This is a genomic window from Pedobacter sp. (assembly GCF_041645105.1).
GTDB lineage: Bacteria > Bacteroidota > Bacteroidia > Sphingobacteriales > Sphingobacteriaceae > Pedobacter.
This window is the reverse complement of the sequence record NZ_JBAZQQ010000004.1, coordinates 17321-30319: the sequence shown is the minus strand read 5'-3', so window position 1 is coordinate 30319 and position 12999 is coordinate 17321. Positions and strand designations below refer to the sequence as shown.

The window sequence follows — 12999 nt, the reverse complement described above, 5'->3', positions numbered from 1 at the left end:
TTTCATCTCTATGCACATTTGTACTACAGCAATGGTGCTGAACATATTATAATGAGATGAAAACAAACATTTTTAAAGCAGTGACAACTACCGAAAACACTAGTACCGCACGTAAAGTATCCGCGACGCAATTCTTTAAAGAGAATGATGATAACGGTTATTTTGGAAAATCAGAATTTGAGGATTATGCTCGCGGTATGGTTCGTAATGAACCTGAACAATTCATTGGCTTTATCGACCAAATGAAAAACGGGGTAAAATTAAACCTTAAACTTCAAACTAGGGAGGATAAAAGCGGACGTAAATACACTTGGGTAGAGTTTATGTACGCAAGAGCTACAAGTGGTTTTAAAGTGATTGTTGAAGGTGATATTCTTCGTTTTATTGAAGATTATGCAACAGGTAAAATCAATGTAACCTTCACAGCAGAAGAATTGCTTGATGTAGCTTTAAATAGCTAAAATAAATACTGGCGTAGGGTTTACAAGACCTTACGCCTTTTTCTTTTTTTACCCACCTACATTAAAACCACATGAACACATTAGAAACTGAACACCTTCCTATAAATAAAGACCAATGGCTTTCCGATACAGAGAAGTTCAAAAATGGCACTCCAAGCAACTACATTATATTTAAGGTTTTGCCCGGAAAGGGGGCTACTCACTGGGAGTGTCTATATAAAGAGCGTAATTCGATCATATTAGAATTTAATACACCAGTACTCGAAGGTAAAAGAGATGCATTACACAATGATGCAACAACTAAAATGTACCCAAACATATTATCAGTGTTTCAAGGAGTAGAGGAAATTGACGTGATCAAATATTTGAAAAGTGAAATATCACCAAAGAAAATACTTTGCACCCCACATGCCTATATAGAAAAAGTAAAACCAGCAATAGAGAAGTCTGGCTTCAATTTATATGAAGATTTCTTTATGCTAATCGATGAATGTGATAAATTGACCACAGATAGCGACTTTAGAACTGATATAACCTTACCCATTGATGATTTTTTCAACTTCAATACTAAAGCAATGATTTCTGCAACAGCAATGAATCCGTCAGATCCAAGATTTTCACTAAATGGATTTAAGATCTTAAAGATTCAGCCTTCTTATGATTATAAAAAGAAGATAACCCTCATAAACACAAATAATGTTATCTATGCACTTGTCAAAAAGCTATTAGAATTAAAAGATAATAAGGTTTTTATCTTTCTAAATTCCACAGATTTAATTCATGAAATTATTAATGTTTTAGGTATTCATGACCATAGTAAGGTTCATTGCGCTGAAAATAGTGTAGTTAAATTAAGAAAAATGAGCTATCGCAAATCAAGCACAACATTAGGAGAATTTGCACAATACAATTTCTTTACGTCTAGATTTTTCAGTGCGGTAGATATTAAAATTGATGATAAGCCAGATGTCATATTAGTCTCTCACATTTATAGAGCTTCGTTTACAATGCTAGACCCATATACTGATTCTGTACAAATTGAAGGTAGACTTAGAAATGGAATATCAAGCATTACACACATTTCAAATTTTAATTCAAAAATTGAATCTAAGAATGAAATGGATGCCCGGAAAGCTATAGCTGATAAAATACAAGGCTACAGAGATGTAAAACAAGCCAGGGATAAAGCACTCTTAGAACCAGATAGAGAAGTTACAGTATTTGATCAGCTTTTAGAAAACAGTGATTATAGTAAATACATTAAGTACAATGGCGAAACAAATTATTTTATGTTGGATAATTTCATCTTAGATGAAAAGATAAAGGGCTATTACCTAGGAAAAGATGAATTAGAGGAAGCTTATATAAAAACTGAATATTTTATCCCCATTCGTGACGATCAAGATTTCCTTTATACAGATAACGAAATCTTTTCAGAACAACGACAATTGAGCAAAAAGGAATTAAACAAAAAAATTGCGACGGGTTTATATAATGCTGAATGTTCAAGACGCAACGGCTTGATATCTTTTGATTTCGATAATAACCCTTATGACCTAAGAAGGCAGCATCCTGAATTTTCAAAAATATATGACACTCTAGGATTTCAAAAAATTGAAGCTTTGGGTTTTGAGGATTCTAAATTAAAAGCGGAATACAAAAAGGTGAAAGAAAAGCAAGCGCTGAAGAATACTGAATTTTTAGCTGAAATAACATCCTTATATGTTATAGGCGATCGACCTCTTAAAAGTGATTTTCTAAAGAAAACTGAGGAACTGTACAAAAAATATAATATTCAGAAGAAGCCAAAGGCTAGCGATATATCAGAATATTATGATGCATATGAATCAACAACCTCAACTCAGGATAGCAAATTGAAAATATGGGTAATTACAGGAATAAAGGAGATTTAGGAATATCCAAAATTCAATCAATTTATCTAATTTAAGGGGGAACTTTTGATTTTGGATATTGATAAATTAAAGCACCAGTTTTTATTGGTGCTTTTTTATTTGTTACCCCTCATAAAAAGAAAGGGATGATTCCGGTAAAAAAATTCAAAAATAAAAAATTTTAAAATCGATATATGTGATCCCCTCCCCCCGGGACTATAGTATTCAGCCCCTCCCGTTGTGTTGATGTGAAGTGAATTTCCTCCTTACTTTTTATGAGGGGAAACTTTACAGAATAAATTTCCAATCACTTTTATTCTTAATCATGAAAACGCAAAGAAAAACCAAAATTACAAATGAACAATTTCAGATCATTAACCAAAAGGTAGAATCCATCTACACTTTAATTGTTAGCAACGCTATCGATCTACTCAAAAACCTTAAGTCTTTTGAATTAAGAACTTACTGTGAAATGGAACATACAAAGAATGACCTCAATGCTAATTTGATCAGAGAATTTCTTTGTCAGTTTTGGAATATCACCCTAACAGAAAGCCCAAAAGATCATAGATACTGCATAATTATTGATCTTAGTAAAGAAGCACTTAAAAAGTACGGGAGTGATTTAACAAATACGCTCATTTTAAAAATATATTCTGTTATCTGCTCGAATGAGGAGACCACAGACATCCTATATTCAGTAAAGATCAATTTTATGCCAATTGAGTTGCTAAACTACTTCAATAGCACTATAGCCCAAGGTGAAACAAATTATATCTCGATCACCACAATTGAGGCATCGTTAAGCCTAAAAGACGAGTGTAAATCACACTATCTTTATTAAAATTTGCTACTTTTGGTTAGTAAATAACAAAAAACGGAGGTGCAATAGGCATTAATTTATAAAATAGAGTTCAATTTAATTAAAATATAAGCGTTAGCTAAAGTTCTTGTAACAGAGGAAACCTAGGAAATTTTCAAGTACACAAACAAGGACAGTTAGAGTAACGTCTCATGCAATAAGCGTGGGGCGTAACCTATCTGTTTGTGTACGGGCTCTCCTAGGTGCCTCTCTCATTCGGATTTTGGTTACTGTCCTGCGCTTATTGCATTTATAACCAATCGAATTAGGGACTTTCGATTTTAACAACGAACAAACAGAATGAAGAAAGTTCTAATTTTAATGCTCTCAGTTTCTTTACTGATCGTAGCGTCATGCAAAAAATCCAATCCCACAGAAGAGGATAAACAGCCGAATTGTCAATTGACAGAAGTATCATGGTCTAATGATGATGCTAAAACTATTTACAGCTATAATCCTGATGGAACAGTATCTAATTCCAAATTTACTGACGACTCATATAGTGAGGTCTTTACCTATTCTAAAAATCAAATCATAGTCATTGAAAAAGATTGGCACAATACTGCAGGTTTAACACATAAATATGATTTAGATCCTCAAGGTAGAGTAACAAAACATACTAAAGGTTATAATGGAACTTCAAGCGTTACTACTACAACCTACATTTATAATTTAGAGGGCTATTTAATAGAAGAAAATGAGGTTGAGGGTATTACTTCAAAAATAACAAAACACACCTATTCTAACGGAAATTTAGTCTCCTCAAATGATGGAACATACACTACTACATTCACTTATAATAATGACTTAGCATTAGAGAACTTTTATCATGATTACATGGGTAGAGGCTTACCAAAGTTTTATGATAGCCCGTTACAAAAATATTTCGGAAAGCTTTCTAAAAATCAACTATCCAAAACGACTTATAGTATCGACCATTATGTTGAATACACTTATGAGAAAGATGATATGGGAAATGTGGTTAAAGTGAAAAGGAAAGACTTTAATCCTAATGGAGGTGATTCCAGTTACATTGCGACTAACAAATATAGCTGTAAATAAAATTTTAAGGATAACATAAGAATGGAAATTATAACAGATGTGATACTTGCTTTTGCAATCGTTATAGCATTCGGATATATCGCAGGAAAAGTATTTAAGAGGAAATAGCTAATTAACCATTGGAATTATGACAGATGAATCTCTAAAATTATTATTTGGTGTTCTGCTTATACTATTATTTGCTGGAATAGCGTACCTAAATAAAATAAGACATAGATAAAACCTATTTGCATCCTAAAAATCTCCCCTCTCTCTTTTGGTGCTTACAAGGAGAAAGGGGAGTTTTAGTCTTTGATTGGTGCTGATATAAACTGATGTGCTTCTTTTAGGAGGGACAATGCTGAAAATTCGTGCTATTAAGAGCCTGTAGAGTTATGAAAGCAAGACGCAGGAAATATGGTATTCGCAACTACTAAGCTAGCCATAAAATAACGCCAGATGTCGTTCGTTTGATAAGCTTTACAAGCACATCTTTACTTCACTTGCCCCAACGCACACAGCTAGGCTTTTTCAGCCTGGCTTAATCTACCCACTTGCAATCTGTCATCATTTTTGGCTTTTAGCAAGAGGCGTTGCTCATGAAAAGCTACTCTATCTTTATTAAACACATACGTGACTAATAAAGCTATCGCTTTTCTCAGTGTGGCTCACCTGCGGGTCTCTCAGGCTTTGGTTTGTCACAATTGTTGATAAAGCAATGCTCAAGGCCAACAGATCAACAATTCCGCCAATCCTTGTGTTTCTGCGAAACATATCACTGGATTGCTATTCCATAGCTTTACTCCAGTGACCCTCGTTCCATTCGCAGGCGGTGAGCACAAATATTTATTGAAAAGAAATATATAATATGGTCTTATTTCCAAATAATTGGAATTATAAACAGAAAAGTTATATTTGGTTCAATTAATTGCTCATTATGGTATATTTCTCTAACATTTTCAATATTGACAGTTCTCTTCTAGAGCACTACGGTGCGTTAGATGTTTCTCTAGTAAATGATCTGCCTCTCTTTATCGACCCATTTTTACTGTTTGGCAGTACCAAAGAGGAATATAAAAAATTGCATTCAAATATTCTTGATTATGTTGCCTTTCTTAAATCTAAATCATCTAATCTTTCAAAGGGTGAACTAGAAGCATGGTACATGTTTCCAGAAATAAAGCAAAATTGGCTTGGGTATAGTGTCGTTGGGAATGGAGGAAGAGGTCTAGGTAAAGATTTTGCAAGTGCATTTAGTAAAAATTTAGATATTATATTTAATGACCTAGGCAAAGAGACAATAACTGCATCTAGTCATATTGAAAAGGCTTGCTTGTTCAATGTAGGGGTAGGAAGAGATAATATAAGCGATTTCACTACTAATTTAATTTACTCCTTCCTCCTAGAATATACTCAGACATTTGCCCTTCAATACTTAAATGATACACAAAGGTTAAAGATACCAGTAGCTAAAGCCTATTTCGACTATAGATTAGAGCGATGGATGCCAAAGGCGTACACTCTACCCTACTTCAACGAAGACTTTATATTATTAACGCCTAAAGACATCTTGACTAAAGATGATAGTTGGCTTAATAGAAATGATCTAACAAAAAGATTTAGAGATTCCGTTGAAGGAATTCCAAATGAGAGATTAAGAGCAGAAATCAATAATTATTTTATATCAAATTTACCTGCGCCAACGAAAAAAAAACCAAAAGCAACAGCAAAAGAAAAGGCCTATGCTATCTCAAAGGCATTAATAAAGTTTCCGGAGATTATTAACTACTATATTAAATTAAAGGAGAATACAACAATTTCAGCTAAGGCTTCGGCAATTACAAATGTTTCAGAAATACAAAATATATTTATTAAAAATGTATCTGATCTTATTGAGAGTCTTGCAGAAAATACTGATTATTTTGAAAAAGTAAAAGATCAAGATTCTTATGACGCTTCGTTAAAGAGAGTTCTATTTCTAAAAAAAGTTATAGAAAATAATGATGGATATAGATTGTTTTACTATAAAAATCAACCAATTAAGAGAGAGTCTGACATTCAAGTTATCTTCAGACTTACTTGGTATTCAACAGAATTTGATGTCAATAGTGAGACCAACAATGGAAGGGGGCCAGTTGATTACAAGATATCGAAAGGATCAAGAGACAAAACATTAGTAGAATTTAAACTAGCATCCAATTCAAAATTAAAACAAAATTTGGCCAAACAAGTTGAAATTTATCAGCAGGCCAATGACACAAAAAAAAGTATAAAAGTAATTCTATACTTTGATGCAATTGAACTTTCAAATGTCAAGAATATACTAAAGAGTCTGAAGATTGACAGTGAAGAGAGTATTGTTTTGATTGATGCAAGTAAGAGTAATAAACAATCTGCGTCTAATGTGAAAATATAGTTAGGGCGAGTTTTTTAAGATCACTAGGGAGAATTTAGAGAAATATTTAAATGGCTTATATTACAAAATCAAATGCAAGTAGAATTATAAGAGAAATAGATTTTGGGAAAATAAAAAATTTTGAAGGAGATGTTTACGGTCAGAGAATTAATCTGTTCAGTCTCAAAGACAAAAATATTCTCTTAGCAATTAGTAAACTTTACTCAAATCCTGATGAATTTGTCAATAGTAAATATGAAAAAATTGAAAATATTGATACATTAAGTTATGTTTTCGAAGGAGGTCAACCGGCGTATCATGCTAAGCTCGACTGTCCAAAGCTTATTTCTACCTTTCGGAATTACGAGATTCCCCAAGAAATAAAGGATAAAGGAAAAGAAGAAGTTTTGAGATTCCGTAAATGGTTCAACGAAAATAAATCCTTATTGGAAAAGCCAGATACTTATGTTATGAGACTTCAAGCAGCCTTTGGGATTAAAAGAAGTGCAGAGGAATTTGAAGTCGGTAATTCTGGGGTTCAAGAGAATGAAAATTTAGATCTTGAAGACCTTACACTAAAAATAGACACCTTGTTGGCAGAGATTCAAGAATACTACAATAAGGCAAGTGATTATAAGAAATACGTAATAGATAATTTTATAAAGTCGACATCAATGGCTTATACAAGCTATTCATTCAAGAACAATTCGACAAAGTATACGGACGAAGTTTTAAAAAAATTCCTGAAACAATATGACAAAGCTTTTAAAAGACCGCTAAAAAAATTGCTTCGTAATTATTACAGGGTTAAGTTTAATCCAAACCTAAAATTTGAAGGGGCCATTTTAGAACAATTGGGCTTTAAAAAATGTGCACATTGCCATGGAGAAGAAATCTTAGAAGGTGCAGATCAAAATTAATCTTAGTAAAGATGAGTTCTCTATTAGCATTCTTTCTTTTTATAAGGGCAATATCCAAAAAATAAACCTACCCATTAAAATAGAAAATAGATCAAATTTTGGATATTGATTTTACCTAATCATTATTATTTGAATTGTAAATCCAAATTGTAATCCCAATAAAAATGATCCATAGCCACCAAGGAATACTTGCTAGTAAATTAATAAATTGTTGGTAGATGGCAGAAACTATAAATAATGCGATAATAACTCCGATGATTGAGAGTGCTGTTTTCATGCTTGAATATAGTTAAAAAATTTAGTTTTACAATTCTGGCAACACATCCCTTAAACGCTCATCATTAATCTCTCCTAAGCCCCTCAAATAGTTCAAGGTTACAATCATATTAGAATGCTGTAAAAGTTGCTGTAAGATGTGCAAATCCTTGGTTTTTCGATATACATTAATGGCAGCAGTATGTCGGAAAGAATAAAGGGTTTGCCCCTTTCTAATCAAGCCTGATTTAAGCATTTCCACTTTTGCTCTTGACCATTGCGTTTTAAAATAATCTTCGTTAAAAGCACATTCGTCAAGAGTAAAAATATTAAACTCCATATTATCACATGCTTCCAATCGCACTCTCAATATTTCCGAGATATATCCCGGGATGTAAACCGTTCTAATTCTACCACTCTTATTTTCACTACCCGATAAATGAATCTCACTAAAATTATCGTTGATATGCTTCCTTTTCAATAGCCTTATTTCTTGATGAGGACGAAGTAAACATCCATATGTAAGCATGCAGCACAAATGGAGGTTTGGAAAATCTACACTAAGAAATTCAAGTACACTTTTTAACTCCTCTTTCTTATATGGCGTATGAAGAACTGATTTGGCTTTTAAGCTACTCGTATTTAAAACAATATTTTTATTAGCGTATCCCCTCTTTACCATTTCAGAGAAGAAAACTGACAATGATCTTCTCTTATTCATATAGTGACGATTAGAACTTTTAAACTGACATAAAAAATCCTCAATATAGGAGGGGTCAACATTATCAACAAACTGATTTAAGATCGATTTAGGAATAAAAGATGTAAATTGATCAAAGACTTTATTTAAATCACGTTTATAAGTTTTACTATAGCCTGAACTTAATTTTTCATTAAGAACATTGTTCATCGCTTCCTTTAGCGAAACACTTTTGTTAAGATCAACTTGTAAAGGTGACCATCCTGAGTTTAGTGCCTTTTTAAACTCAAACTGCAATTTTGCTAAAAGTCTTTTCTTATCACTATAAGTTTTTGCAAAATTAGGATTGATGTCCGCATTTAACTTTTTTGCATTATACTCTCGGATTCTTTTTCCATCAAAATAATAAGTAATGTAACCTCTTACATTAAGGTCTTCTGTTAAAACAATCTTAGGATCAGTAAACATGATTTGGCGCATTAAATGGCGCACATACCAAATTCAAATTATAACAAACTCATTTCCAGCAGCTCAGATGGTTAGAGCGCAGGATTCATAACCCTGAGGTCGGCAGTTCGATCCTGCTCCCCGCTACTGAAAGAAAGCTCAACGAAAGTTGGGCTTTTTTACGTTTAAAGCGAAACATTCAGTACTTGTATAATCCAAAGAAATTCATACTCATCAAATCATATATAGGTTACCTATATACTCCTGAGCAAATTAAACCGAAATTATTGGGATGACGAGATACAATCTTATAAAAGCACTTCAACAAAATGCTCAAATAAACATGTTAATTCTAATATCGCGATAGATTATGCATTCCGATTAGCCATCTGTCAATGCAGACTTGCAATTGGTCAAATCATTTTGAAGAGGAACGCAGAATTCCACTCTTTTGTGGAAAATAATAAAAATGGAAACACAATTAAAATTGAAAAATCTGGCAATGTTACTCCTTATAGGTATGACGTTCATGGCCAATGAGGTGAAATCACAAAGCAAAATGCCAATACACATTGGCTTTAAGGGAGGAGCAAATTTCTCTAACCTTTCTTTATCGAATAGCAAATTAGACTCCAAATATTCCCTGGGATACCATGGAGGGATGTTCACGCGAATAGATATTTCAAAGTTGTATGTACAGGCTGAGCTATTGTATTCTCAGAAAAAATCGAAAGTAGAAAATAGCACTATCAGCGCTAAACAAGCCAAATGGAACAGTATAGAAGTTCCGGTACTGGTTGGCTACAAGTTACTACAGTCGGATAATGTAAACTTTAGAATTTTTGGTGGCGGTGTCTATTCTTATGTATTGAATGATAAAACCTCAACTTTGAAACAGATATCTCAATCTTTTCAGAAATTCGACAAATCTAATATTGGTTATCAGGTAGGAGCCGGTGTAGATATTGGAAAATTAACCCTCGATTTAAGATATGAAGGTGCATTGAATAACATAAGTAAAGAATTTAAGGCAAGACCTAATTCCTTCCAGGCCAGCATCGGCTTCATGATCTTATAAAATTCTTCATACTTTTACAACCTATTTCAAACTGTCCGAACGGAACGGCTCTCTATGAACTGTTGCCTTTCGGACAGTCTATCTTATATATGAAAAAGAGTCTACTCAATAAACACTGGCTTTTTATCTGCTTTTACTGGTTACTCCTGGGTATATCCATTTGGGCACAAATGATAAAAGATTTTCAGCTGGTTCCTTCAATTTTGCTATCAATCTCGTTTGTAACAGCAGCCATTATTGTAGCCCATACAGTTAGTGATATTCTACTGCCAAATGCACTTGTTAATGGAAAAATGAGGTTATTTGTAGGTCAAAGCCTTTTAATGACCTTGCTTCTAGCTTTTATATTAACAGTTATCCCATTGTGGTTTTATAAACATTATGTAATGGGGACTGTTTTTGATACTCCTGAAAGAATAGAAGCCTATAGCGAATCTCTGCTCAGGTTTTACAGCAACCTTCCCTCTGCAATTCTAATCAATGCCACGGCTTGCGGCCTGCGGTTTTACCAGGAGCATAGCCTCATGGAGAAAAGTCATGAGCAATTACTTAAAGTACATCTGGAAGCACAACTTAGGATTTTACAGGATCAGATCAATCCGCACCTGATGTTCAATGTGCTTAATCACATACATATCCTTATGCAGAAAGACATTGACCGCGCTTCTGTATTGTTAATCCGCTTTTCAGATATTCTCAGGTATCAATTGTACGAGTGTAACCGTGAATTTGTGACACTGGAAAAGGAACTGAAATACTTGAAAGATTTGGTTGCAATAGAACAAATCAGATGGGCTGATGAACTTGAAGTGAAATATTCCTGGACCATTCAGAATGGCAAAAGTGAAATATCTCCATTATTGTTGGTACCCTTTATAGAAAATGCATTTAAACATGTATCCCGTTTACCTACAGAAAAGGGCTATGTACATTTGGTATTAAAACAATCGGGCGAAATACTTGAACTGAACATTGAAAACTCCAATTCAGCACAACAGCCACGCAAGCAAGACACTGGAGGTATAGGTTTAACTAATGTTCAAAAAAGATTGGAAATCCTATACCCGGAAAGGCACAAACTAGATATTGAAAAAACAGAATCAAGCTTTAAGGTTCATTTGCGCTTACAATTAAACCCATCAAACTCATGACCACGACACTTAACTCAAACTCTTTACAGACTGAACCTGTTATGCAGTGTCTGGTTATTGATGATGAGCCCCTGGCGAGGGCTGGAATTATTGATTTCATTGAAAAGTTAGACTTTTTAACTGTTGCAGGCTCCTGTTCTTCAGCAATGGAAGCTTCTGAATACATAAGAAAAGGAAGTATTGATCTTCTTTTTCTGGACATTAACATGCCTTATTTATCCGGGCTCGATTTTCTAGAATCGTTGGAACATCCACCACTTACAATCATAACCACGGCTTATTCGGAACATGCGTTAGAGGGTTTCAGACTTCAGATCGTAGATTATTTATTGAAACCAATCCCATTTAAGCGTTTTTACCAAGCTACTCTGAAAGCTAGACAGCTGTATATGATGAGCATAAGCACCCGAAACCCACAACCTGTAGATACATTTTTATACATTAGGCAAGGTGATAGCTTCCGAAAGATATCCTGGGTTGATATCCTATATATTGAAGGCATGCAGAATTATGCTAAACTCCATTTTAAAAATCAGGAACTGGTGATTCACCAAACGATGATATCCCTGGAAGAAACACTTCCAAGGGATAACTTTTTTAGAATTCATAAATCTTATCTAATCAACATTGCTCATATAGACCAGATATCTGGAGGTCGGATTTTCATCAATGGACAGGAACTTCCAATTTCCAGAACCCGTAGGGAGGATTTATTAAATGAGGTGGTTTACAATAAACTTTTGAGCCGCTAGCGTTTGGAAAAATTCCATGACAACCCAGCAGATCCATAAAAAGTAGTAGTAAATCGAGGGTCTGCTTCATCCTTCATCTTAAAGAAATCCTTTAATCTTCTACTTGTCAAACTAAAAGAACGGGCAAGTGATGTACCAGCAGTCAATTGCATAGAAAGTGATTTACTCAATTTAATTTCAGGACGTAAACCAGCAACAACCTGTTGGTAGCCTAAAAGCATTGAAGTATTATTACGGTTAACTTCAGCAGTCATACCACTCAGTTCCACTACAGTTTTAAGTTCTACTGCATCGCTCAATTTTGCACCAAACTCGATCCCATTCGGGAAATTAATTTGTAGCTTGTACCGTCCCTGTGTAGACCAATTGAAATATAAACCCGGCATAACCATAGGGACACCAAAGGTATTGGTTAATACAGGACCTACACCTAGTGCCAATCTAGGATTGAAATGCTTAATGAACAAAACACCCCCCTGGGCAAGCAGGTCCTTAGAAGAAATTTCTTCCATATCAGTATAAACTCCTACAGAAGCCATCGCCATAATTGACCAGGTTTTACTGATGTGCCTGGAATGGATTAAACCAATCTGTGCATTGAGCATCTCTGAAGGAAATAATGATTCCTCGTAATTACGATTTTCCATTTTAGCATAAGAGCCTTCGACACCAACAGCCCATATTCTTGGTCTTCCAAGTTCATCTAATGTTGTTGAAATGGGAATACTAAAAGCAGTCTGAATTCGCTTAAAATCACTAGTAGATCCCGTTTTAAGACTATCTATTGGTCTTACATAATTGGAGAAAGGAACATATTCAGCCTTAATTTTTCCTGAGAATCCAGTTTGAGCAAATAGAGAGGATCCGAAAGTTATACCGGATATCGTAAAAAAATAACGTAATGTTTTCATGTTTTGTATCTAATCTGTATATCAGACACGAAGAACGGGAGTCAGATTTTAAAGAGAAAAGATTATTGACGACTGGCTGCCTGTGTATGACCAAATGCAAGTAGATAGACTTATTTACATCCTAAATAAAATAC

Annotated in this window: 12 protein-coding genes and 1 tRNA gene; 10 read left to right on the top strand and 3 right to left on the bottom strand. The window is 34.1% G+C overall.

Features of this window, described 5'->3' with window-relative positions; genetic code table 11:
• Positions 1–56: 56 nt before the first annotated feature.
• The 6 genes from WC623_RS13570 (at position 57) to WC623_RS13545 (ending at position 7571) form a co-directional block, all read left to right on the top strand.
• Complete coding sequence (locus WC623_RS13570; RefSeq protein WP_372851921.1) at positions 57–461, top strand: hypothetical protein; 405 nt, start codon at positions 57–59, stop codon at positions 459–461.
• A gap of 71 nt (positions 462–532) precedes the next feature.
• A complete protein-coding gene (locus WC623_RS13565) occupies positions 533–2374 on the top strand; it encodes a hypothetical protein (RefSeq protein ID WP_372851919.1) in 1842 nt (613 codons plus the stop codon).
• A 304-nt stretch (positions 2375–2678) separates the two neighbouring features.
• On the top strand, positions 2679–3197 hold the full coding sequence (locus WC623_RS13560) for a hypothetical protein (RefSeq protein WP_372851917.1): 519 nt from the start codon (positions 2679–2681) through the stop codon (positions 3195–3197).
• 318 nt (positions 3198–3515) lie between these two features.
• Positions 3516–4277, top strand: a complete 762-nt coding sequence (locus tag WC623_RS13555) for a hypothetical protein (RefSeq protein ID WP_372851915.1) — start codon at positions 3516–3518, stop codon at positions 4275–4277.
• A gap of 916 nt (positions 4278–5193) precedes the next feature.
• Positions 5194–6672, top strand: coding sequence for a hypothetical protein (locus tag WC623_RS13550; RefSeq protein WP_372851913.1), 1479 nt, complete (start codon positions 5194–5196; stop codon positions 6670–6672).
• A 50-nt stretch (positions 6673–6722) separates the two neighbouring features.
• The gene (locus WC623_RS13545; protein WP_372851911.1) at positions 6723–7571 is read left to right on the top strand and encodes a hypothetical protein; all 849 of its coding nucleotides are present in this window, start codon (positions 6723–6725) and stop codon (positions 7569–7571) included.
• Positions 7572–7686: 115 nt separating this feature from the next.
• On the opposite strand, the gene WC623_RS13540 is transcribed toward WC623_RS13545, so the two are convergent.
• Complete coding sequence (locus WC623_RS13540; protein ID WP_372851909.1) at positions 7687–7848, bottom strand: hypothetical protein; 162 nt, start codon at positions 7846–7848, stop codon at positions 7687–7689.
• A 27-nt stretch (positions 7849–7875) separates the two neighbouring features.
• Entirely contained in the window at positions 7876–8994 is a 1119-nt protein-coding gene (locus WC623_RS13535) for a tyrosine-type recombinase/integrase (RefSeq protein WP_372851906.1), read from the bottom strand.
• 57 nt (positions 8995–9051) lie between these two features.
• On the opposite strand from WC623_RS13535, the gene WC623_RS13530 reads away from it, so the two are divergent.
• The 4 genes from WC623_RS13530 to WC623_RS13515 all read left to right on the top strand — a co-directional run bounded on the left by WC623_RS13530 (position 9052) and on the right by WC623_RS13515 (position 11954).
• Positions 9052–9120 (top strand) — tRNA-Met (locus WC623_RS13530).
• 322 nt (positions 9121–9442) lie between these two features.
• Positions 9443–10051 (top strand): porin family protein, encoded by a 609-nt coding sequence (locus tag WC623_RS13525; protein ID WP_372851904.1) that lies wholly within the window; start codon positions 9443–9445, stop codon positions 10049–10051.
• Between the two features lie 89 nt (positions 10052–10140).
• Positions 10141–11202, top strand: a complete 1062-nt coding sequence (locus WC623_RS13520) for a sensor histidine kinase (RefSeq protein ID WP_372851902.1) — start codon at positions 10141–10143, stop codon at positions 11200–11202.
• Positions 11199–11954 carry a LytR/AlgR family response regulator transcription factor gene (locus WC623_RS13515; protein WP_372851900.1) on the top strand — a complete coding sequence of 252 codons (756 nt, stop codon included), beginning with the start codon at positions 11199–11201 and terminating at the stop codon, positions 11952–11954. The genes WC623_RS13520 and WC623_RS13515 overlap by 4 nt, the downstream gene beginning before the upstream one ends.
• On the opposite strand, the gene WC623_RS13510 is transcribed toward WC623_RS13515, so the two are convergent.
• Complete coding sequence (locus tag WC623_RS13510) at positions 11951–12865, bottom strand: DUF6268 family outer membrane beta-barrel protein (protein WP_372851898.1); 915 nt, start codon at positions 12863–12865, stop codon at positions 11951–11953. The genes WC623_RS13515 and WC623_RS13510 overlap by 4 nt on opposite strands.
• Positions 12866–12999 lie beyond the last annotated feature (134 nt).